Consider the following 23794-nt stretch of genomic DNA (forward strand, 5'->3'; position numbering starts at 1 on the left):
TAGTTTAATATGAAAAACGATATTATAATTCCAAAAGTTGAAAACGTTTATATAGCCATAGTAAGCGAATATAATGACATTTATAAAACACAAGATTGGAATGCATATATAATTAATGATAAGGATGTTGATTTAGAAATGATTCTTATTGTTACAAGTGGTTATTCTGAAAGTAAAACAACATCCGTTTTTAGAAAAAAACTAGATACTCTTCCTAAAAAAAGCTATGCCAAAATTGAGTTGATGCAAGAGGAATTATTTGCATTAAATAACACTTTTAAAGTGTCTTTTTTTGAAGGTAATACTATGTTTGATAAAACATATTTATTTAGAAAAAACACAATTAACCTTAAAGCATTACAACCCATTCCTTTAATGGATGTTAAAGGAGTTTTAGTGAAATAATTTATTTATAATTTAAAAAAGAAGTATTAAGCAATCGGTCCAATCTTGGTAGTAACACCAATATTAATCCAACTTATCAGTTAGTTTTTTAAATACCTTTTTAGGATTCTTATTTTCATATAAGATTTCGTAAACTGCTTTTATAATAGGTATTTGAGTTTTTTTAGCATTTTTTTCATTTAGTTTATAGGCACTTTTTGTTGCATAATAACCTTCGGCAACCATACTCATTTCCATTTGTGCAGATTTTACGGTATACCCTTTGCCAATCATGTTACCAAACATGCGGTTTCTAGAAAAAATTGAGTAGCCTGTAACCAGTAAATCGCCTAAATATACTGAGTTATTAATGTTACGCTTCATTTTATGGCGTTTTTTAATAAAACGTTTCATTTCACGAATAGCATTACTCATTAAGACACTTTGAAAATTATCGCCATAGCCTAAACCATGCGCTATTCCAGCAGCAATAGCATAAATGTTTTTTAGCATGACGGCATATTCAATACCTATAATATCGTCGCTAGTTTTGGTTTTTATATAATCGCTAGCTAAAGAATTAGCAATAGCATTAGCTTTTTTAGTGTCTGAACAGGATATGGTTAAATATGATAAACGCTCCAAGGCCACTTCTTCTGCATGACAAGGCCCTGCAATAACCGCAATATTATCTAAAGGTACTTTGTAAATTTGATGAAAATGTTCGCCTACTAAAAGCTCAGTTTCTGGCATAATACCCTTTACTGCAGAAACAATAATTTTGTTTGAAATATCGACATTGAGTTTTTCTAACTCACTATGTATAAAGGCAGAAGGAATTACAAAAATTAAAACATCTGCATAATTAGCAATTTCATTAATATCATTACTAAGTTTTAATTGCTCTAAATGAAACTCAACCGAACTTAAATAATTAGGGTTATGCTGCTCTTTTAATAAGTGTTCTTTGGTATAAACACTTCTCATATACCAACCAACTTCATCTAAGTTTTCGCATAGCATTTTAACTATTGCTGTTGCCCAACTTCCAGCCCCAAAAACCGCATATTTTAATGGATTATCCATATAATTTTAAATCGTTATCTACTTCAAAAATACATAAAATATTAGTCATTATAAAGCCTTTAAAATATTAGATATTTCTTTTTGGCACGCGTTTTGAAACTACATAAACAAGAACCCTAAAATGTTATATTATGAAAACAATAAAAATACTTTTAAGTTTTGCTTTAATAGCAACCCTTTTTACATCTTGCTATACAGAAGTAGTTGTTGATGATTTTAATAATGAAACTCCTATTTCTATAAATCAATTATTGCGTTCTCATGAAATTTGGTATGTTGATATTAATAGTACTATAGGTTATGGAGAAACACCATTTTTACAAAAAGCATTTACAGTTTCTTTTATAAATGGAGTCTTATATGCAAATAATAATATTGCTGGTTTGGGTGCAAACGGCAATGGTTATGGAATTGATGTTGGTGAATATGATGCTTATAATATGATTTTAGATGTACAACATGATATTGATGGATTTTCAACTTTTGATGTATATGAAGTAGATTATAATACCATAGAATTATACAATCCTAATAATGATACTTCTTATTTTTTAGATGGTTACCAACGTAATAATTTTGATTATGACTTTGTATTCTATGACAATATTCATTATTTCTTACAAGAGTATGAAGCTTGGGAAAAAACATATACAAGTGATTTTGGAGCTATAAACGAATTTGATAATGAGAATTATTTACAGTTTCTACCGGGAGGCAATGATTCAACATTTAAAAGTTCTCAAGATGAAAATGGACTTAATGTAAATAATCTTTATTGGGATTATACAGGGCTATATGGTGTAGGCGATATAAGCGGAAATGATTTTTTAAAAACTTTAACATTAGATTATGATTTCTTATACAATGAGTATTTTGAATTGAGCGTTATAAATGATAGTAAGATAGAATTGTATCACCCTTCTTCTGAAACTGTTTATGAGTTTGAAGGTAGAGGATATATTCAATATTTAAAATCTGACGGTAAAACGAAAGGTGAAAAAGTACAAACAGACAAAAAACGTAAGTTTAGAAAAGATAAAATAGAAAACCCAAGAGAAAACACAAGGGTTTAATAAAAATTTTGGTTGGTTATTTAGTTTAGAAACCGCATTAAAGCTCTCAGCTTTAGGCGGTTTCTTTTTTGATTAAACTAGAAATTGTGACTTTATAGTATTGTCTGTGTCATAATAGTATTAACCCTTAAAACAAAAAAACAAAATGGGATTATTTTCATTTATTAAAAACGCCGGAGCCAAAGTATTTGGAATAGGTAAAACAGATGCTGAAGAAGCAAAAGAGGCTGCTGCAGAAGCTGCAGTAAAAGAATTAAAACTAGAAGAAGCCGCGGCTAGAAAATTAGAAGAAACTATTTCTGATTTACAACTACAAGTTGAAGACTTAAATGTTTTTATTGATGATGATGCTGCTACAATTTCTGGTTTAGCATATGATCAAGCAACAAGAGAAAAAGTTGTTTTAGTTGTAGGTAACTCAAATGGTATTGCAACTGTTGACGACCAAATGACTGTAGAAAACGAAGAGCCAGTAGCACAATTTCACACCGTTGTTAGTGGTGATACATTAGGAAAAATTGCAAAAACATATTACGGAAACGCTATGAAATACCCAGTTATTTTTGAAGCTAACAAGCCAATGCTTACAAATCCAGATAAAATTTATCCTGGTCAAGTATTAAGAATTCCAAATTTAGATTAGAACATGAGAACCTAGTTAATAGCTAATTATGTTACGTTCGGAGCCAGCTTTTTAAGTTGGCTTTTTTGTTGAATTATTTTACTGTTCGGAAGTTGTATGTTCTTGACCATTTTGTGTTATCACCAGGTTTAATAAAAATATCACAAAACAACTCAGGACTAATTACGTGTTTAGAGCCCCAAATATTTATTTTATTAGTTTTAAAACTACCAATTTCACTAATAGAAATATTGTTTTTTAAGTTTGTTAATTCCCAATTAGAATTAACCGAAATGTTACCAGACAGGTTGCTAAAAAAAAAGGGTGTGTTTGGTGTGCTATTAAATTTAATTTGATTTTTTCTTATTTCAACCTTTTGTTCTGGATTTACAGTTTCAGTAAAAGAATTTGGCTTTAATTCAAAAGGAAATTTTAAAATATAGTTACGTCCTATTAAATCTTTATTTATTGACGTAAAGTTATGGCTGTATTCATTAGTGATAATATTTTTTTTGCCTGTATTATGCAAGTGATATGTAATACTAAAATTATTTTTATGTAACTGAATCTCTTTTTTTAAAATATAGGAATAGCCATTTACAGAATCAGATTTACAAGTTATAATAACACTGTTTTCTTTAACAGAAATTTTAAAATTGGCAGGTTTAATTTTATATTTATTGCTAAATAAGTAAGAGCTATCTTCTTTTTTTAATAAACCTACACCTATTTTATGAAACCAATCGCCTATTTCTGTTTCATTAAATCCCAGCGCGTTATCAATCCCAAATTCATTATAGAAACCTTTTCCTAAAACATGCTCATTTATGTAATCTTGACTTTCAATACTTGTAACTAAAATATTTTTAAATTTAACCGTGGTAATTTTTCCAGTCCAGTCAAATCTTGAAAAATTATAGTTTTCATTAGGAAAATCTATGTGAATTTCAAGATTTTCATTTTTAAGTATCTGTGGCAAAACTTTAGTAGATTTTAAAAGATGGCAGTTCTTTTAACTAATTATTTATAAAAATTCATTTCATCTAAATATTCCCAAACATTTTTAGGTAACATTGGTTTAACATTTTTTCCTGCTTTTATAGCTTTGCGAATAAATGTAGAAGAGAGTTGCATGATAGGTGCATCAATATGATGAATTTTTTTATGTCCATCAAATTGGGTTTCAACTTTATTTTCTGAAATTCTAGGGTAAACGTATATATGATGATTTTCAAGAATAATATTATAGTTTTTCCATTTATGAAACCCCTTTAAATTATCTTCTCCCATAATTAATGCAAACTCATTATCAGGATATTTTTCTTGTAAATAAGTAAGTGTGTTTATTGTGTAATTAGGTTGAAGTAAATTAAATTCTATATCGCTAGCTTTTAATTTAGGATAGTCTTTTGTGGCCTGATAAACCATTTCTAAGCGCTGGTAATTGTCAAGTAAACTGCTTTTCTTTTTAAAGGGATTATGCGGTGTAACAACAAACCAAATTTGATCTAAATCACTATATTCTGCCATATAGTTTGCAATAACCAAATGCCCAATGTGTATGGGATTAAAAGAACCAAAATATAAACCGATTTTCATTTTTTAAGAATTTATGAAATCATCAACCTTTTTTTCTGCTTCAATAAGTGCTTTATTCAAATCATCATTAACAATTATCGTGTCAAATAAAGGAGCTGTAGCTAATTCTGCAGATGCTTTAGCAACCCGCATGCTTATTTTGTCTTTACTTTCTGTTTTACGCTTTTTTAAGCGAATTTTTAATTCGTCTATACTAGGCGGTTTTACAAAAATAGCTAGTGTTTCTTCAGGGAATTTTCTTTTTATTCTTAAACCACCAGATACATCAATATCAAAAATAACGTTTTTGCCTTTTGCCCAAATACGTTCTACCTCAGTTTTTAAAGTACCGTAGAAGTTGTCGCGATAAACTTCTTCCCACTCTAAAAATTCATCATTTTTAATTTTGGTTTTAAATTCTTTTGCAGACAAAAAATAATAGTCTTTGCCATGTACTTCTTCACCTCTTTTAGCTCTAGAAGTTGCCGAAATGGAAAACTCTAAATTTAATTCTTCCTTTTTCAACAAATGTCTAACAATGGTTGTTTTTCCAGAACCAGATGGTGCTGAAAACACAATGAGCTTACCTTGTTTTTTGTTTTCTTTAGTCAATAGTTTTATTTTTTTAATTAAAGTACATTCAATAATTGTTCCTTAATTTTTTCTAACTCATCTTTCATTTGTACTACCAATTGTTGCATCGGGGCATAATTACTTTTAGAACCTATGGTATTAATTTCTCTACCCATTTCTTGACTAATAAACCCTAGTTTTTTACCATTTGAGTCTTTGGAGTTTATGGATTCTGTAAAATAATTTAAATGATTTTTTAAGCGTACCTTTTCTTCAGTTATATCAAACTTCTCAATATAATAAACAAGCTCTTGCTCAAACCTATTTTCATCATATTTCTCTTTTAGTTCTTGAACACCTTTTAGTAATCTTTCACGAACACCTTCAACACGTTCAGGATCCATTGTAATAACTTGGTCTAGTAAATTATCTATTGTAGAAATACGATTATTAAAATCGATTTCAAGAACTTTACCTTCATTTAATCTATGATTATTTAGGTCTAATATGGCATTATGTATTTCTGCTTCTATATCTTGCCATTCGTTTTCATCAATTTCTTCTCGTACCGTATTTAATGCATCAGGGAAACGAACAGCCATTTTAAGTAAATCCATATCATCTCCATCAACAACTTGTCTTAATTGCTCTATATATTGCTTAACTACTGGCGTGTTTATTTGAGTAGAAGTATCTTCGGCAGTAGCTTCTAGATAAATAGAAAAATCTACTTTTCCACGCACCAATTTATCAGCCAGTACTTTTCTTATAGCTAATTCTTTTTCTCTGTAAATAGAAGGCATTCTGGCATTTAAATCTAAATTTTTACTATTTAAAGATTTAAGCTCAATGGTTATTTTTTTTGTTGGTAATAGTAAAACAGATTTACCATAACCTGTCATTGAATATATCATAAATGCGTGTATTTAAGTTGTGCAAAGGTAATTAAAACCCAAAGATAGAAAAGGTTATAAGTTATGTTTTAATAAACACGACAATATAATATATTGAGTAAAAAAAATAAAGGCTTTAACTAATTAGTTAAAGCCTTTAGTACTCAAGGCGGGAATCGAACCCGCACTCCGAAGAATCGGATTTTGAATCCGACGTGTCTACCAATTCCACCACTTGAGCAAGTTTGGACTGCAAAAATATATATTTTTTCGATATCTAGCATAAAAATAGCATGCAATATACTTTTTAGGTAAAAATAAATGTCTAAATTTGCACCTTGTTAAAAAAATAGTGTTTAAATACTATAATAACAACTAGTTAATCATGGCCGTTGTAAATACTGAAGCAAAAATTTTTGCATGTACTCAAAGTAAAGTTTTAGGTGAAAAAATAGCCAAAGCTTTTGGTACAGAATTAGGAAATGTTATCACTTCAACTTATAGTGATGGTGAGTTTCAGCCTTCTTATGAAGAATCTATACGTGGTACTAGAATTTTTATAATAGGATCAACAAATCCAAAGCCAAGAAATTTAATGGAAATGTTGTTGATGATTGATGCAGCAAAACGAGCTTCAGCAAGACACATCACAGCAGTTATGCCTTATTTTGGTTGGGCAAGGCAAGACAGAAAAGATAAACCAAGAGTGCCAATCGCGGCAAAATTGGTTGCCAAAATGTTAGAGGCTGCTGGTGCTACTAGAATTATTACAATGGATTTGCATGCAGATCAAATACAAGGATTTTTTGAAAAACCTGTAGATCATTTATATGCATCTATTATATTTTTACCTTATTTAAAAAGTCTTAATTTACCAAACCTTACTATTGCTTCACCAGATATGGGTGGTTCTAAAAGAGCTTATGCTTATTCAAAAGCTTTAGAAAGTGATGTTGTAATTTGTTATAAGCAGCGAGCAAAAGCAAATGTAATTTCACACATGGAATTAATTGGAGATGTAACAGGTAAAAACGTGGTATTGGTTGATGATATGGTTGATACAGCAGGGACATTAACAAAAGCAGCAGACTTAATGATGGAAAGAGGCGCTTTAAGTGTAAGAGCCATTTGTACACATCCTATTTTATCTGGTGATGCTTATGAAAAACTAGAAAAATCTAAGCTTGAGGAATTAATTGTAACAGATTCAATTCCATTAACGCAAAAAAGTGATAAAATTAGAGTTTTGGGTTGTGCAGAGTTATTTGCAGAGGTTATGAATAAAGTTCATAATAACAAATCAATAAGTTCAAAATTTGTCATGTAACTTTTTTAGCGAAAGCTTAAAAAAAAAGAATATTAATTAAATTATATAAATAGAAATGAAATCAATTACAATCAACGGATCTCAAAGAGAAAGCGTGGGCAAAAAAGCAACAAAAGCCTTACGTAATGCTGGTCAGGTTCCTTGCGTATTATACGGAGGAGATAAACCAGTGCATTTCTCTGCACCAGAATTAGCTTTCTCTAAACTTGTATACACGCCTAATGCGCATACAGTTGTGATTAATTTAGAAAGTGGTGAAGTGCTTAATGCAGTACTACAAGATATTCAATTTCACCCAGTAACAGACAGAATTCTACACGTAGATTTTTATCAGTTATTTGATGATAAAGAAATAGCTTTAGATATACCTGTTCAACTTGTTGGAAACTCTAAAGGTGTTAAAAATGGTGGTGTTTTAAGAAGAAATAACAGAAAACTTCGTGTAAAAGCATTACCAGCAAACTTACCAGATTTTATAGAGATAGATATTACGCCTCTTAAAATTGGTGATAAAGTAGCTGTTGGTGAATTACCAACTAATAACTACACATTTTTACACACAGATAATATTGTTGTGTGTCAAATTAAAACTTCTAGAACAGCAGTTGCTGATGATGAAGAAGAAGAAGAAGGAGCAGCAGCAGAAGGAGCAGAAGCGCCAGCAGCAGAAGAAGCAGCTCAAGAATAGAAATTATTCTCAATCAAATATTAAAAAGCATTCTGATTTATTCAGGATGCTTTTTTATTTTTACAAAAAAGAAACTTTTATGTGGCGTTTTTTAATCAATTTATTTAAAAGTGAAAAAACAAGATTACATATAGAAGAAAAAAATCCTATGAAGAAATATTTAATAGTTGGTTTAGGAAATATAGGCGAAAAATATGAAAATACTCGTCATAATATTGGTTTTAAAGTATTAGATTATTTTGCAAAAAAAGAAGATATAACTTTTACTACCGATAAACTTGGAGATGTAGCAGCATATAAGCTAAAAGGAAGAACTTTTATTTTTCTAAAACCAAGTACTTATATGAATTTAAGCGGAAAAGCAGTTCAATATTGGTTAACAAAAGAGAAAATTCCTATTGAAAATCTATTAGTTATAACAGATGATTTAAACTTACCATTTGGAAGTATTAGGCTAAAAACTAAAGGAAGCGATGGCGGGCATAATGGATTAAAAGATATTCAAGACAAACTAAATACTACAAAATATAACCGTTTTAGATTTGGTATAAGTGATGCTTTTAGTAAGGGAAGGCAAGTTGATTATGTGTTAGGAGAATGGACAGATGAAGAAAATAGTAAACTTATTGAACGTTTAGAGAAATCAATAGAATTAATTAAGTCTTTTGGCTTAGCAGGTATAAATAATACCATGAATACATTTAATGGAAAATAGAAAAGGAAGGCATTAAGCCTCCTTTTCTATTATTTTATAATTATTTTTTTGGTAGATTGACGCAAACCATCACTAACATTTAAAATATACATTCCAGAATTTAAGGATGTTAGTTGTAGTTTTTCTTTAAAATCGCCAGTATCCTTGTAGCTGTTTTTATAAATTATTCTACCTCTTAAATCAAATAATTGGATATCTAATTTACCAGTTGTTGTTGTGTTTAATTTAATTGTAAATTCACCTTTATTTGGATTAGGATAAACCACGAAATTCTCAAAACCAAATTCCTCAACAGATAATGTTGGCATTATGTTAAGTTTATAATCTTCAACCTCCCCATCAAAGGCATTTTCACATGGCCCAGGTAAACCATCATCTTTGTATTTGGTAGACACACGCATTATTACTGCGCCTAAAACAGCATCATTTGGTATAGTAATTTCCAATGGTGAATTTGCTGTTTCGCCATCTGCGACATTAAATGCATCTCCTAAATCATATTCTTCACTTGCCTCAAATTCGCAATTTTGATTCCAATCTATCCATACCCTTGTATTGGTAGTATAGGCTCCATCAAGTGGATCAGTATTTACTCGAACCGTTAAATTATATGGGCTATTTCTATTAACATCTGATGCAACTAATGTATAATCACTATAACCAGATGGCTTATCTGAAGATTGATTTATAGTATTGAATTCTACTAAAGTAGTACTGGTATTATAATCGGTATTAGCTATTGAAGTGCAAACACTATTAAAAAAACTAAGACTAACCGTTTTATCTTTGGTTTTTGGTGTTGTAGATGTCCCTCTAATTGTAAAGTTGTAATCTCCTTGGGTTACTCCATCTAAATTATTAATGGTCATTGTTACATTACCAGAATTATTTCTATTTGTTGGAGAAAAGCTTACAGTACTACTTCCAGGTAATCCTAAAGCACTAAATGTTGTGTTATCTGTAAATCCATTAACTGCTGTGTAATCAAAATTATATACAACCGTTGTTTCGTTACAATTAATAGGTGTTAAAACTTCATTACTTATGAAAAAATCAGGTTCTGTTGAAATAGAAAAATTAAAATCTGATACATCATAAAAAATATTATCGGCAGCTTCAATTAATAGTCTAGCGTTAGTCGTGTCTGCCATAGCAGGGACAGTATAAGTATAAGAACCATCATTAGGAGTATTTGAAACAATTGTAGTGAAATTTATTCCGCCATCTGTTGATAATTTGATGTTTACATTTTGGCAATTAATAGTTCCAACATCAGCAGACTGGCCTACAACCCATTCTATATTTTGTGTAGAACCTTGGGCCCATGAAATAGGATTTATAACAGAAAATGGGTCTGTACTATTAACAGTAATATCCATAAAGTCAACATCTGTTTGTCCGCCTCCATTTGCTCCCATAACATCGTTATCTCTAACTGTTAGAGCAAAAGTCATGGTGCGATTAACAGCAGGTAATTTTTCCCAAGTTGTAGAACCACCAGCGGCAACATAATCAGTAAATAACGGGATGTTTCTAACAGGATTTGTAGTGCCCTCAAAAGAACGTACTAACGGCCCCGTTGCGTTAGTCTCTTGAGGCATTCCTGCAGGACCAAGGTCATATTGTTCCCAAGTGTATGTATGTCCAGTTATTCCATCAGGATCAGTCGAGGCTCCAACAAGTTTGTATGCAGTAGAAATTGGAATAGTATAATCAGGGCCTGCATTAGCAGTAGGAGGAGCATTAGTTAATGTAGTTTCTGCACCACAAGTACTTAAACCTGTAGTGATATTATCCCAAATCATTTGGATACTCTTTTGATGAAAATAAGCGTCGCCACTAGATTGAATATTTTGTGGAGCACAAATACCTGCATAAGCCATTATGGTACTTCCGCTACCAGGCTCATAAGCATTATTAGCAGTTCTATTGCCTCCTGCACAATTTCCTGCATCTCCATTAAACGTATGAGGTGCGCCAAATTGATGACCCATTTCATGGGCTACGTAATCAATATCATAAGCATCTCCAACAGGAGAAGAAGATCCAGTAATTCCCATGGCTTTTCTAGAAGCAACACAAGGTGAATTTAATGATGCTAAACCACCACCACCAGTACTAAATGTATGACCTATATCGTAACTAAAAGGTGTTGCTATTGCAGCTGCATCAATTTCAGTTTGACTTTCATTTATTAATACTTCTGCGTTATTATTAGTAAAGTTGTCTGTAGTAATAAAAATGATATTTGTATTGTCAACTAAAGTCATTTTAATAGCTAGATCTCTTTGAAAAATAGCATTTACACGATTCATGGTAATAACCATTGCTGCTAATACAGCTGCTTTTTTATCAGCCTCAGAATCTATAAGGGTTAAGCCTGCTGCTTGCCAATGAAATTGTGAATACTCAATAGTAGATGCTAATGCTAAATTAAATGTTCTTAGCTTACTGTCGTTAGGGTTAATTTGAGATTTTGAACTTTTACTTGTTTCTTTAGCAACAGTTATATCATCTGGAACAAAGCATTGAAATTCTTTTTTTAGAGCAGGAAGGTCTCCCTTGTTATAAATAATATAGTTGTTGTTTTCTGAATAAGGATCAATAAATTGAGTACCATTTTTTGAAGACAAAGTCATGGCATGTAATCCTTGAGGTGTCACACTAAAACTAATTGTTGACGTTGGGTTATTAATATTTTGACCAATATATGTACGTATTTCTGGGTGTTTTTCTTGAAAACTTGATTCTAATATAGAAGCTTCTTTTACCTTGTAATCATCAAAACCACCTTCACTATTTGGAAATTGGATAATTTGGCTTGATATATCTTTACTACTGGTAGTTTTTGAAAACCAACTTAAACTGTTTTTTAATTCTTTTACATTTAATTTGAAGTAAACCGATTTTGAAGGTTCGGTTTTTCTTAACATTTTTTTTCCAATAGTCGCTTCTTTGTTAGAAACCTTGGTCCAAATGCTTTCTTTTTTTTGTGCTGAAATAGATGTAATTAAGCATAAAAATAGTAGTAGGAATATGTGCTTTTTTATTTTAAAACTTGTCATACCAATAAATATTTGATTTTAAGGCCCGCTAAAAATAGGTCGTTAAAGTATCAATTGCAAAAATTAAGCCGTCATTTTAAAATAATATATATTTGCTTATGAGGTATTTGTATGTGTTTTTTTTAATGGTTTGTTTAATTTCTTGTAAAGCTAAAGTTAAAACTTTATCAAAATCAATAGAGGAAGTTAACACAAAAACATGTCCAGAAGATGGTACATGTTCATATAGTTTTTTAAAAAATAAAACCCTTTTAATTAAAACAGATAATCTTGGTAGTGATTATCCAGAAGTAATAAATGGTAATGGTTCTGTTTTAAAGTTTGAATATAAAAAACATGGAAATAGCGATTTTCAAGATAGCGGATATAGAGAAGAAGTTTTTATTGCATTAGATAGTAATAACCTTGAATTCTTAACAACAGATTTAACTAATAAAAATCTCTTTTTTGCTAGGTGGTGTTATTGCAGAGGGCAAACAGGGTATTATAAAATTAATAAAGGTGAATTATCAATAAGTAAAATAGATAATGTTAATTATAAACTTCATTTAAGTTTTAAGATTGATGAGGTTCCACAAATTATAAACGAAATAAATCATATTTTTAACTTAGATTAAGTATTTAAGATTTGTTTTAAGCTACTTTATAAGTAGTTTTGTTTAAAATAAAAAAGCTTGAAAACTAAGCGTAATTTAAATACACTTCCTAATAAACAAACAGTAGTTACCATTGGTACTTTTGATGGTGTGCATATTGGTCATCAAAAAATAATTAAGCGATTAATTAATACAGGTAAGGCTGAAGGGTTACAATCTGTAATCCTTACTTTTTTTCCACATCCGCGAATGGTATTGCAAAAAGACTCCAATATTAAATTAATAAATACCATTGATGAGCGTCATGATATTTTGAAAGATTTAGGGGTGGAATTTTTAATTATAAAAAAGTTTACTCATGAATTTTCTAGACTTTCAGCTGAAGATTTTGTAAAAGAAATTTTAGTTGAAAAATTAAATGCAAAAAAAGTAATAATAGGCTATGATCATAGGTTTGGCAGAAATAGAAATGCCGATATTAATGATTTAAAAGCTTATGGAGACACTTATGGTTTTGATGTTGAGGAGATTTCTGTTCAAGATATTAATGATGTTGCTGTAAGCTCAACAAAAATAAGAACCGCTTTAATTGATGGAGATGTACAAAAAGCAAATGCTTATTTAGGACATCCATTTATGCTAACAGGTAAAGTAACAAAAGGAAGGGGTTTAGGAAAAAAATTAGGGTTTCCAACAGCAAATATTGAAGTTAAAGAAGCCTATAAATTAATTCCTAAACAAGGATCTTACATAGTGCAATCTACCATAAATAATAAAAAAGTATATGGTATGATGAATATAGGTTTTAACCCTACTGTTAATGGTGAAACCCAAACTATTGAGGTTCATTTTTTCGATTATGATGAAGATATTTATGAAGCTAATTTAAAAATAGAATTGCTTGAGCGAATACGTGATGAAGAAAAATTTGAATCTGTAGAGGCTTTAAAAATACAACTTGCAAACGATAAAGACACCGCTTTAGCATTCATATCCAATCAAAATGCTAAATAAATGGCTATTTAAACATATTGATAACTCTGCGTTAATTGTTTTCAGAATTATATTTGGACTACTTTGTTTTTTAGAATCTGTAGGCGCTATTTTTACAGGTTGGATAAAACGTACATTAGTAGACCCAGAATTTACCTTTAATTTTATTGGTTTTGAGTTTTTACAGCCATTACCGGGTAATGGTATGTATTTTTATTACGCCATTATGGGGGTTTTTGGTTTATTAATTATGGTTGGCTACAAATACCGATTTAGTATGTTAGCTTTTGCAATAATGTGGTCTGCTACGTATTTAATGCAAAAATCATCTTATAATAATCATTATTATTTGTTAATGCTTTTAAGTGGGATTATGGTGTTTCTACCAGCAAATAAATACGCATCAATCGATGCTAAATTACATCCAGAAATTAAAAAATATTCTATGCCACAATGGTGTAGTTGGGTTATTATCTTTCAATTATTTATTGTTTACACGTATGCATCAATTGCAAAATTATATCCAGATTGGTTAGATACTACAGTAATCGAATTGATGATGAAAGCCAAAAAGGATTATATGCTTGTGGGTAACTTTCTTCAGCATAAATGGGTGCATTATTTATTAGCTTATGGAGGTATTTTGTTTGATGGTTTAATTATACCGTTGTTGTTATTTAAACCAACAAGAAAATATGCTTTTATTGCCTCAATATGCTTTCATTTGTTTAATTCTATTATATTTCAAATAGGTATTTTTCCGTATTTATCTTTAGCATTTTCTTTATTCTTTTTTCCAGCTAAAAAAATTCAAAAATTATTCTTAAAAAAGAAACCGTTTTATAATGAAGCAGAAGTTTTCGTTTCAAGTTTTAAGACACCGCTAATAATTGGATTTCTCATTTATTTCATTATTCAAATAGGCCTACCGTTAAGACATCATTTTATTGAAGATAATGTACTTTGGACAGAAGAAGGGCACAGACTCTCTTGGCGTATGATGCTTCGAGTAAAAAGTGGTCAAACAACATATTGGGTTGAAAATAAAGATACAGGAAAACGTACTAATATTGATTTAAACAAATATTTAAGCTCTAAACAGAAAAGATCTGCAAGTACAAAACCAGATGTGATGTGGCAATTTGCAAAACACCTAAAAGAAAAGTATAAAGATAAAGGTGAAAATGTAGCTGTTTACATAAATAGTAAAGTTAGCGTTAATGGCAAACCGTATAAAACTTTTATAAATCCAGATATCGATATTGCAAGTATGGAATGGAATATTTTTAAACATAGCTATTGGATTTTACCATCAAAAGAAGAATGATTCAAAAGACATTCCTTAAATTTGCCTCTTAAATTTTAAGGTCATGTTACAAGTCGCTTTTATTAGAGAAAATAAAGAACTAATTGTTGAACGATTAGCAAAACGAAATATTAATGCCGTTCAAATGATTAGTGATGTTATTACTTTTGATGAAGACAGAAGACGTCTTCAAGCAGAATTAGATAATACTTTAGCAGAATCTAATACACTATCTAAAGAAATAGGAAACTTATTTAAATCTGGTGAAGTTGAAAAAGCAAATATTTTAAAAGAAAAAACGAGTATATTAAAAGAGACTTCAAAAGATCTTTCAGAATTACTTAATTCTAAGACAGAAGCTTTAAATGAGTTGCTTTATAAAATACCAAATGTGCCACATGCAGATGTACCACGTGGTAATTCTGAATTAGATAATGAAGAGATTTTTAAAGCTGGAGAAATTCCTAAATTACATGAAGGAGCTTTACCTCATTGGGAGTTAGCAAAGAAATATGATATTATAGATTTTGAACTAGGAAACAAAATAACTGGTGCAGGATTCCCGGTTTACAAAGGTAAAGGGGCAAGATTACAACGTGCATTAATTGCATATTTTTTAGATAAAAATACTGCCGCTGGTTATACAGAATATCAATTACCACTTTTGGTTAATGAAGCTTCTGGTTTTGGTACTGGACAATTGCCAGATAAAGAAGGGCAAATGTATCATGTTACAGAAGATAATTTATATTTAATACCTACTGCCGAAGTACCAGGAACTAATATATTTAGAGATGTAGTTTTAAGTGAAAGTGAGCTTCCAGTAAGTATTACAGGATACACCCCTTGTTTTCGTCGTGAAGCAGGAAGTTATGGTGCGCATGTAAGAGGTCTAAATAGATTGCATCAATTTGATAAAGTAGAAATTATTAGAGTTGAGCATCCAAGCAAATCTTATGAAGCTTTAGATGGTATGATAGACCATGTAAAAGATATTTTAAAAGAACTAAAATTACCTTATAGAATTTTACGTTTGTGTGGCGGAGATACTTCTTTTGCATCTGCGTTAACTTATGATTTTGAAGTATTTTCAACCGCTCAAGATAGATGGTTAGAAATTTCTTCTGTTTCAAATTTTGAAACCTTTCAAGCGAATAGATTAAAACTTCGATTTAAAAATAGTGATGGTAAAAATGAATTAGCACATACACTTAATGGAAGCTCTTTAGCATTACCTAGAGTGTTGGCTGGCATTTTAGAAAACTATCAAACTGAAGAAGGAATTGTAGTTCCTGAAGTGCTTCAACCGTATACAGGTTTTAAAATAATAAATTAAAGTAAAAGACTACAAAAAACCTATCAAATACTTGTTTGTGTCGACGAAAGGTAATTTAAATACGTCGTTTAACGATTTTAACCTGTTTTACTTGATTTATTAATATTTATTTCACAAGTTCGCTTAACCAAATCATTTAACCTATTGATTATGAAGAATGTTAAGCGCATTATTCTGTTAATTGCTCTTATTTTTCTTGCAACTAAAGTTCTATCTTCAGATTTCGAATTGTTTAAATCCGAAGATAGTACAACAACCATTGCAAGTAAATAGTTGTTTTTTAAATAAAAGTCTTGTTACAGTCTAATAATATTTTTTAAAAATAGTCGTTCTTAATTATGTTTAAGAATTAAAGACTGTCCCCAATCGAGTATTTAATTAACAAGTAGTTAATAGAAAATTATTTTTGGTTGGTAAGTGCCCGATTTTAATCGGGCACTTTTTTATAATAAAACTTCAATTTATTCTACAAAAAGATATTAGTTTTTATAATTAATCCTGAGAACTATAGGGGGCTTGCAATTAACACTAGTTAATTTTATAAAAACTTTTACAATAACACCACACTACATTTGTTATATTTACCGTATGCGATATCTTTTATTTTTATGTTTAATTATTTCGGGCGTTATACATTCCCAAAATGCTACACTTGCTAAAGATTATTTTCAAAAAGGCGAGTTTGAAAAAGCATTAATAGAATACAAAAAATTGTATGCTAAATCGTCTTCAAATATTACTTATATAAATCAAGTTATAAATACATACCAACAGCTAGAGCAATATAATGAAGCTGAAGATTTTTTACTAGAATTGATGGAACGTGTAAAATATCCAGCTTTTATTGTAGAGTTGGGTTATAATTATCAGCTTAAAAATAATTTACCTAAAGCAAAAGAAAATTATCAAAAAGCCATAGCATTTATAGATCAAAAAGCAAGTCATGTTTTTGGTATAGCAAGAAGTTTTCAAAACCATTCTTTATTAGACGAAGCTATTATTGCCTATGAAAAAGCAGCTGCATTAAACCCAGACTTTAATTTTAATGTACAATTGGCTCAAATTTATGGAGAGCAAGGTAACATTGAAAAAATGTTTAATAGTTACCTTAATTATGCACAGTCAAACCCTTTAGCAGTAAGAGATGTAAAGCGTGCTGTAAACGATTTTATAAATGAAGATAGTGCAAACCAAAACAATGTAGTATTTCGCAAATTACTATTAACAAAAATGCAACAAGAACCTAATTTACTCTGGAACGAGTTGTTAAGTTGGTTGTTTATTCAACAAAAAGACTATAAAAAAGCATTTACACAAGAAAAAGCGATTTATAAAAGGGAACTTGAAAGTTTAAGTAAAATTGAAGAGTTAGCTTTAATGGCTTCAAATGACAATGAAAATGACATTGCAAAAGATATTTTTAATTATATAATTGAAACAGCTCAAGACACTAATACCAAACTAAAAGCCTACCAAAATTTACTTCAAATAGATATTAAAGAAAGTCAAAAATCAAATTATAGTGCCATAAAGAAAAAGTATATTGAATTATTGGAAACCTTTGGCAAACAAGCTGAAACTTTAAAATTACAAATTTCTTACGCTCACTTTTTAGCATTTTATTTAAACGATACAGAAGAGGCAACAAAATTTTTAGAAACAAGTTTAAAATTACCTTTAGCATCCATAGAAAAAGCACAGGTAAAATTAGAATTAGGCGATATTTTAGTATTACAAGAAAAATTTAACAAAGCTTTAATTTATTTCACGCAAATTCAAAGAAACCTTAAAAACAGCACCATTTCTCAAGAAGCACGTTTTAAAGTAGCTAAAGCAAGTTATTTTAAAGGCGATTTTAAATGGGCAGAGTCTCAGCTTAAAATTTTAAAAGCATCAACATCTCAACTTATAGCCAATGATGCACTCGATTTAAAACTTTTAATTTCTGATAATAAATATGAAGACTCACTCCAAACAGCTTTAAAACGATATGCAAAAGCAGACCTTTTAGCTTTTCAAAATAGAAATGACGAAGCCATTAATTTACTGGATAATATTCTTGAAGAACATAAAACAGAACCAATCATACCACAAGCTTTATTTAAACAAGCCCAATTATTCGAATTAAAAGGAGTTATTGAAAAAGCAAAAGTTAATTATGAATATATTATTGATAATTATAGAGATGGTATTTTAATTGATGATGCCCTTTTTCATTTAGCAGAAATATATGAGAAGCAATTAAATAATCCTGAAAAAGCAAAAGCATTATACGAACAAATTATTTTTAATCATGCAGATAGTATTTACTTTGTAGATGCCAGAAAACGTTATAGAACCTTAAGAGGCGACGCTATAAATTAACATGATAGTAGCTGAAACAAATAGATTATTTATTTCTAAATTCACCTTAAAAGACGCTTCTTTCTTTTTGGAATTGGTTAACTCACCTAATTGGATAAAATATATTGGAGATAGAAAGACTAAAACCATTAAGGATGCTGAAGAGCGAATAAAAACAGGTCATTTAAAAAGCTATAAAACAAGCGGGTTTGGGTTTTATAAACTATTACTTAAAGCAGAAAATAACAAAGCTATTGGTACCTGCGGGCTTATAAAACGAGATGCTTTAGATGAGGTCGATATTGGTTTTGCAATGCTTCCAGATTATGAAGGTATTGGTATAGGTTACGAAGCTTCCATCGCAGTAATGAAGCTTGCTAAACAAACATTCAAATTAAAAAAACTTGTAGCCATTACAAATCCAGACAATAATAAATCAATAAAATTGGTCGAAAAATTAGGGTTCACCTATCAAAATAAAGTAAAACCTTTTGAAGATGATGAAGAACTTCTGTTATTTGCAAAAACATTATAAGAAACATGATTATATATAACGTAACAGTAAACATAGATGAATCCATTCATGATGAATGGCTAACTTGGATAAAAGAACATATTCCTAAAGTTTTAGGTACTGGTAAATTTGAAAAAGCAACTTTAAGTCAAGTTTTAGTTGAAGAAGATATGGGAGGCGTTACGTATTCAGTACAATACCGTTCGTATTCTCGAGAAGCTTTAGATGCCTATTATAAAGAAGATGCGGATAAGTTACAACAAGAAGGCTTAAAAAAATTCGCTGATAAAATGCTAGCCTTTAGAACCGAACTTAAAATTGTTGATGAGTATACTGTAAGTTTTAAATAACTATTAATTATGATTTATCGAAAGGCAACAGAAAACGATTTACCAGAAATTGTAGCTATGATGGCTCATGATGAACTTGGTAAAACTAGAGAACATTACCAAATGCCATTGCCAAAGCAATATCTCGATGCTTTTATGATAATAAACGCCGATGAAAATCAAGAACTTATAGTTGTTATAAATGAAGCCAACGAAATTATTGGTACATTACAACTTACTTTTATTCAATATTTAAATCGTTTAGGTAGTTTAAGGGCACAAATCGAATCTGTAATAATTAAAAAACAATACAGAGGCAAAGGTATAGGTAACAAAATGTTTTTATGGGCAATAAACAGAGCAAAAGAAAAAAATGCTTGCATAGTACAATTAACATCCGATAAAAAAAGACCAGAGGCTATTAAGTTTTACGAAAAGCTGGGTTTTACAGCATCGCATGAAGGCTTTAAAATTATATTTTAAAGCACAGTCAAAGGGTTTTGTATCTTTACCAACTAAAAGGCATAAATCTGTGGCATACAAACCAAACCAACATCAAGTAAAAGCAAAAAAACATTTAGGGCAACACTTTTTAAATGATGAATCTGTAGCAGAAAAAATTGCAGATACACTCACATTAAAAGGTTACAAAAATGTTTTAGAAATAGGGCCAGGAATGGGTGTGCTTACCAAATATCTACTTAAAAAAGATATAACAACTTATGTGATTGAAATTGATACAGAATCTGTTGAATACCTTCAAGCCAACTACTTAAATCTTGCATCAAGAATCATAGAAAAAGATTTTTTAAAGTATGATTTAAACGAAGTATTCAATCAAGAACCATTCGCTATTATAGGTAATTTCCCTTATAATATTTCAACACAAATTGTTTTTAAAACTCTAGAAATGCGCGATCAAATACCAGAGTTTTCTGGTATGTTTCAAAAGGAAGTAGCACAGCGTATATGCTCAAAAGAAGGTAGTAAAGTGTATGGAATTCTTTCCGTTTTAACACAAGCGTTTTATGATGCCGAATATTTGTTTACAGTACCACCAAATGTTTTTAATCCACCTCCAAAAGTAGACTCTGGTGTTTTAAGACTCACTAGAAAAGCAGATTATACTTTGCCATGCGATGAAAAATTCTTCTTTAAAGTAGTTAAGGCAGCTTTTCAACAACGCAGAAAAACACTTCGTAACAGTTTAAAAACATTCAATTTATCTGATAATTTAAAAGCAAATAGTATATTTGGCAAACGCCCAGAGCAATTAAATGTTCAAGCCTTTATTGAGCTAACACAATTAATAGAAAAAGACGAATAAAACCCTTTTGTCATTTCGACAGAGTGCAACGACTAGAAATCTCATGTCAGAAGAAAACGATAACATACAATTTCAATTAACAGATGTACTTATAGAGCAAGTAGAGTTATTTATCGAACAAAAAAAAGATAAAGAACTTCATAAACTACTCGATGAGTTTCATTATGCTGATATTGCCGAGATTTTAGATGAATTAGATCTAGAACAGGCTATTTATGTTATTAAACTTCTAGATTCTGAAACCACATCAGATATCCTGATGGAGTTAGATGAAGACAATCGAGAAAAGGTCTTAAAAAATCTTTCAGCTAAAGAAATTGCAGAAGAAGTTGAAGAGTTAGATACCGATGATGCGGCCGATATTATCTCAGAATTATCAGAAGATCGCCAACGAGCCGTAATTGCACAAATTGAAGATGAAGAGCACAAAGCAGAGATTACAGAGCTTTTAGCTTATGATGAAGATACTGCTGGTGGGCTCATGGCTAAAGAGCTTGTAAAAGTTTACGAAACCTGGACAGTTGCAGGTTGTATGCGAAGAATTCGAGGTCAAGCCAAAGAAGTAACCAGAGTACACTCTATTTATGTTGTAAATAAAGAAGAAAAACTTATTGGGCGCTTGTCTTTAAAAGATTTAATAGTAGCCAAAAGCGAGCAAAAAATATCTGACATTGTAAAGGTTAATGTTGACTATGTAAACGTTAATGAAGATGTAGAGGAAGTTGCAAAAATAATGGCTAAATACGATTTAGAAGCCATACCTGTAGTTGAAAGCGATGAAAATAAAGTGCTTTTAGGGCGTATTACTATCGATGATATTGTAGATGTATTAAAAGAAGAAGCCGATAAAGATTACCAAATGGCAGCAGGTATCACAGGAGATGTCGAGGCCGATGATAGTATTTTAGAACTTACAAAAGCCCGTTTACCTTGGCTATTTTTAGGATTAGTAGGCGGTATAGGTGCCTTTTTAATCATGGAAGGGTTCGAAAGTCTATTTACAGGTAAAGCCGTAGTATTATTCTTTTTTACACCACTAATTGCAGCAATGGCAGGTAATGTAGGTGTGCAATCTAGCGCTATTATTGTTCAAGGTTTAGCTAATGATGATGTACGCGGAAGTGTAAATAGCCGTTTAATTAAAGAAATGTTACTTGCAGCCCTTAATGGAATAATTCTAGCTTTATTTCTATTTTTATTCGTTTGGGCATTTAAAGGCGAGTTAATTACCGCTTTAGCCATTTCAGTTTCATTAGTTGCAGTTATAATCATTGCAGGACTTATAGGAACCTTTGTGCCTTTGTTTTTAAACAAACGCGGTATCGATCCAGCAATAGCAACAGGACCATTTATAACCACAAGCAACGATATTTTAGGTATTCTACTCTACTTCTGGATAGCTAAAATGATACTCGGTATTTAGTATTTGGGCGTTACCACAAGGGTCGGGCTTTACGTTACAAGTCCTCGCACTTCCTTCGTCAGGCTGTGGGCTTTTCTCTACAATCCCTAACGCGCAAGTTTGTTAACTTAAGTTTAAAAACCAAATTGGGTTTGTTTTATAAAGTGTCGTTTAATGGTTTAGCTATAAGCAGTATGGGAGCAAACTAGCGTTTGCTTTCCGCCACGTAAATACCAAAATCTTGTTTGTTTTTTACTCTTTCAAAACACGTTCTATTTGATTTATATCTCCATCAATTAATTTTGGAATTTCTAAGCCTAATATTTTGCACATTAATGGATAGAGATGAATATTTTTTATCGAAGGTATTTCATAATCATCTTTAAAGGCTGGACCATTCGCATAAAATATCCCATGCATTTCTTTGTATTTGCTATCATAGCCATGAACCCCAAAGGTTGTAATACCCTCTTCAATAAGAGCTTTTTTGCGTTTTTCATTCCAAAAATGATAACCGTAATCTGGTATTAATTGTATTGCACCCCAGTTTTTATTTTTTGGAATGTACTCAAAACCTGGTGTGTTTTCAGTTTTATAAGCTTTGAAATTACTTTCCTTATTTCTTAAATACTGTAGTACAGAATCTATTTCAACATCTTTTTTTGGATGAATATTTACTATTGTACCATTTTCAATTGTCATGAATAAGTCATCGTTTTCGATAGTATCTATTGGTATTATTTTGTTAGTAGACTGATTTCCCATACCATGATCAGATACTATCATAATATTTACAGGAAGCTTAGTTTTTGATACCCCTTTAAATAAATCACCTAAATTTTTATCCAATTCAAATAACGCTTTTTTTAATTCTTTGTCTTTAATTCCAAACCGATGTCCAACTTTATCCATATCACCAAAATATAAAGTGATTAAATGCGGTCTATTTTTCTCATTCAAGTTCAACCAATTTATTGTTTGATTAACTTTTTCATCATTTTTAACGCTATTATCAAATGTATAATAGTACGTAGGCCTTATTCCTTGAATATCTGCTTCTGTACCTACAAAGAAAAAACTGGCAGTTACAATATTTGCCTTATTTGCCTCTACCCAAATCGGTGAACCTCCATAAAAGCTTCCATCTTCTGCCATTCCCGGACTTCTTTTATTAAAAAGTGTGTCCTTCTTATAATCATAAAATATATTCCCTATAATTCCATGTTTTTCAGGATAAAGCCCAGTAGCGATGGTATAATGGTTTGGAAAAGTTTTAGTAGGAAATGAGGGTATTAATGATTCTGCCTTAACACCTTTTTTAATAAATGCACTCAAATTTGGTGGCTTATATTTTTCTACATAATCCCATCGAAAACCATCAAGAGAAATTAATATTAAATAAGGCTTTTTTTGAGCAGTTTTTGAGTTTGTATTTGTATTGGAATTAGACGGACTTAATATTTTTTTATTACAAGAATTCAATAAAATCAATCCCAAAATAAAAACTGATTTAAGTAATACTTTTCGTTTTATCATTTTGGTTGATTTTTAAAGGTTGCAGGTAACGTATAGCTAATATGATTCCGTTTTTATGAATTATATTCGAACTTAAACGAAGGTAGCTGAAATTTTTTTCAAAGTCAA

Annotated in this window: 24 protein-coding genes and 1 tRNA gene; 17 read left to right on the forward strand and 8 right to left on the reverse strand. The window is 30.4% G+C overall.

The genetic code is table 11. From position 1 onward, the window contains the following. Positions 1 to 9: 9 nt before the first annotated feature. Positions 10 to 405 (forward strand): hypothetical protein, encoded by a 396-nt coding sequence (locus tag Q0842_RS00925; RefSeq protein ID WP_298493049.1) that lies wholly within the window; start codon positions 10 to 12, stop codon positions 403 to 405. Positions 406 to 468: 63 nt separating this feature from the next. Here Q0842_RS00925 and Q0842_RS00930 read toward each other — a convergent pair whose 3' ends face one another. Next, positions 469 to 1470: an NAD(P)H-dependent glycerol-3-phosphate dehydrogenase gene (locus Q0842_RS00930; RefSeq protein WP_298493052.1), complete on the reverse strand. Its 1002-nt coding sequence runs from the start codon at positions 1468 to 1470 to the stop codon at positions 469 to 471. Between the two features lie 131 nt (positions 1471 to 1601). Here Q0842_RS00930 and Q0842_RS00935 point away from each other — a divergent pair, with 131 nt between their 5' ends. Both Q0842_RS00935 and lysM read left to right on the forward strand, forming a co-directional pair. Then, positions 1602 to 2543, forward strand: coding sequence for a nicotinic acid mononucleotide adenyltransferase (locus Q0842_RS00935; RefSeq protein WP_298493055.1), 942 nt, complete (start codon positions 1602 to 1604; stop codon positions 2541 to 2543). 145 nt (positions 2544 to 2688) lie between these two features. After that, complete coding sequence (gene lysM / locus Q0842_RS00940; RefSeq protein ID WP_298493058.1) at positions 2689 to 3186, forward strand: peptidoglycan-binding protein LysM; 498 nt, start codon at positions 2689 to 2691, stop codon at positions 3184 to 3186. 73 nt (positions 3187 to 3259) lie between these two features. On the opposite strand, the gene Q0842_RS00945 is transcribed toward lysM, so the two are convergent. From Q0842_RS00945 to Q0842_RS00965, 5 genes are all read right to left on the reverse strand, one after another. Further along, positions 3260 to 4144 carry a hypothetical protein gene (locus Q0842_RS00945; protein ID WP_298493061.1) on the reverse strand — a complete coding sequence of 295 codons (885 nt, stop codon included), beginning with the start codon at positions 4142 to 4144 and terminating at the stop codon, positions 3260 to 3262. Between the two features lie 41 nt (positions 4145 to 4185). Further along, the gene (gene nadD, locus Q0842_RS00950) at positions 4186 to 4764 is read right to left on the reverse strand and encodes a nicotinate (nicotinamide) nucleotide adenylyltransferase (protein WP_298493064.1); all 579 of its coding nucleotides are present in this window, start codon (positions 4762 to 4764) and stop codon (positions 4186 to 4188) included. 3 nt (positions 4765 to 4767) lie between these two features. Further along, the gene (gene gmk / locus Q0842_RS00955) at positions 4768 to 5355 is read right to left on the reverse strand and encodes a guanylate kinase (protein ID WP_298493067.1); all 588 of its coding nucleotides are present in this window, start codon (positions 5353 to 5355) and stop codon (positions 4768 to 4770) included. 17 nt (positions 5356 to 5372) lie between these two features. Beyond that, the gene (locus Q0842_RS00960) at positions 5373 to 6230 is read right to left on the reverse strand and encodes a YicC/YloC family endoribonuclease (protein WP_298493070.1); all 858 of its coding nucleotides are present in this window, start codon (positions 6228 to 6230) and stop codon (positions 5373 to 5375) included. A gap of 140 nt (positions 6231 to 6370) precedes the next feature. Beyond that, positions 6371 to 6450, reverse strand: a tRNA-Leu gene (locus Q0842_RS00965). Between the two features lie 144 nt (positions 6451 to 6594). Here Q0842_RS00965 and Q0842_RS00970 point away from each other — a divergent pair. The 3 genes from Q0842_RS00970 (at position 6595) to pth (ending at position 8939) form a co-directional block, all read left to right on the forward strand. Then, on the forward strand, positions 6595 to 7536 hold the full coding sequence (locus tag Q0842_RS00970; protein ID WP_298493073.1) for a ribose-phosphate pyrophosphokinase: 942 nt from the start codon (positions 6595 to 6597) through the stop codon (positions 7534 to 7536). 55 nt (positions 7537 to 7591) lie between these two features. After that, positions 7592 to 8224: a 50S ribosomal protein L25/general stress protein Ctc gene (locus tag Q0842_RS00975; RefSeq protein WP_298493076.1), complete on the forward strand. Its 633-nt coding sequence runs from the start codon at positions 7592 to 7594 to the stop codon at positions 8222 to 8224. 79 nt (positions 8225 to 8303) lie between these two features. Then, positions 8304 to 8939, forward strand: coding sequence for an aminoacyl-tRNA hydrolase (gene pth, locus Q0842_RS00980; RefSeq protein WP_298493079.1), 636 nt, complete (start codon positions 8304 to 8306; stop codon positions 8937 to 8939). 29 nt (positions 8940 to 8968) lie between these two features. Here the strand turns inward: pth and Q0842_RS00985 are convergent, their stop codons facing one another. Then, entirely contained in the window at positions 8969 to 12004 is a 3036-nt protein-coding gene (locus tag Q0842_RS00985; RefSeq protein WP_298493082.1) for a reprolysin-like metallopeptidase, read from the reverse strand. Between the two features lie 125 nt (positions 12005 to 12129). Between Q0842_RS00985 and Q0842_RS00990 the strand changes: the two genes are divergently transcribed. The 11 genes from Q0842_RS00990 (at position 12130) to mgtE (ending at position 22171) form a co-directional block, all read left to right on the forward strand. Beyond that, positions 12130 to 12621 carry a hypothetical protein gene (locus Q0842_RS00990; RefSeq protein ID WP_298493085.1) on the forward strand — a complete coding sequence of 164 codons (492 nt, stop codon included), beginning with the start codon at positions 12130 to 12132 and terminating at the stop codon, positions 12619 to 12621. Positions 12622 to 12678: 57 nt separating this feature from the next. After that, entirely contained in the window at positions 12679 to 13614 is a 936-nt protein-coding gene (locus Q0842_RS00995; RefSeq protein ID WP_298493088.1) for a bifunctional riboflavin kinase/FAD synthetase, read from the forward strand. Next, positions 13604 to 14920, forward strand: coding sequence for an HTTM domain-containing protein (locus Q0842_RS01000; protein ID WP_298493091.1), 1317 nt, complete (start codon positions 13604 to 13606; stop codon positions 14918 to 14920). The genes Q0842_RS00995 and Q0842_RS01000 overlap by 11 nt, the downstream gene beginning before the upstream one ends. Before the next feature lie 43 nt (positions 14921 to 14963). Further along, the gene (serS, locus tag Q0842_RS01005) at positions 14964 to 16235 is read left to right on the forward strand and encodes a serine--tRNA ligase (RefSeq protein WP_298493094.1); all 1272 of its coding nucleotides are present in this window, start codon (positions 14964 to 14966) and stop codon (positions 16233 to 16235) included. 150 nt (positions 16236 to 16385) lie between these two features. Beyond that, positions 16386 to 16508, forward strand: a complete 123-nt coding sequence (locus Q0842_RS01010; protein ID WP_298493097.1) for a hypothetical protein — start codon at positions 16386 to 16388, stop codon at positions 16506 to 16508. Between the two features lie 315 nt (positions 16509 to 16823). Further along, on the forward strand, positions 16824 to 18599 hold the full coding sequence (locus Q0842_RS01015; protein ID WP_298493100.1) for a tetratricopeptide repeat protein: 1776 nt from the start codon (positions 16824 to 16826) through the stop codon (positions 18597 to 18599). Position 18600: 1 nt separating this feature from the next. Next, the gene (locus tag Q0842_RS01020) at positions 18601 to 19113 is read left to right on the forward strand and encodes a GNAT family N-acetyltransferase (RefSeq protein WP_298493103.1); all 513 of its coding nucleotides are present in this window, start codon (positions 18601 to 18603) and stop codon (positions 19111 to 19113) included. Positions 19114 to 19118: 5 nt separating this feature from the next. Next, on the forward strand, positions 19119 to 19442 hold the full coding sequence (locus Q0842_RS01025) for a DUF4286 family protein (protein ID WP_298493106.1): 324 nt from the start codon (positions 19119 to 19121) through the stop codon (positions 19440 to 19442). 9 nt (positions 19443 to 19451) lie between these two features. Continuing rightward, the gene (locus Q0842_RS01030; RefSeq protein ID WP_298493109.1) at positions 19452 to 19904 is read left to right on the forward strand and encodes a GNAT family N-acetyltransferase; all 453 of its coding nucleotides are present in this window, start codon (positions 19452 to 19454) and stop codon (positions 19902 to 19904) included. Then, entirely contained in the window at positions 19879 to 20748 is an 870-nt protein-coding gene (rsmA, locus tag Q0842_RS01035) for a 16S rRNA (adenine(1518)-N(6)/adenine(1519)-N(6))-dimethyltransferase RsmA (protein WP_298493112.1), read from the forward strand. The genes Q0842_RS01030 and rsmA overlap by 26 nt, the downstream gene beginning before the upstream one ends. Positions 20749 to 20791: 43 nt before the next feature. After that, positions 20792 to 22171, forward strand: coding sequence for a magnesium transporter (gene mgtE / locus Q0842_RS01040; protein WP_298493115.1), 1380 nt, complete (start codon positions 20792 to 20794; stop codon positions 22169 to 22171). A 231-nt stretch (positions 22172 to 22402) separates the two neighbouring features. On the opposite strand, the gene Q0842_RS01045 is transcribed toward mgtE, so the two are convergent. Next, positions 22403 to 23647: an ectonucleotide pyrophosphatase/phosphodiesterase gene (locus Q0842_RS01045; RefSeq protein WP_298493118.1), complete on the reverse strand. Its 1245-nt coding sequence runs from the start codon at positions 23645 to 23647 to the stop codon at positions 22403 to 22405. Positions 23648 to 23794 lie beyond the last annotated feature (147 nt).

The organism is uncultured Algibacter sp. (genome assembly GCF_947495675.1).
Taxonomy (GTDB): Bacteria; Bacteroidota; Bacteroidia; order Flavobacteriales; family Flavobacteriaceae; genus Algibacter_B.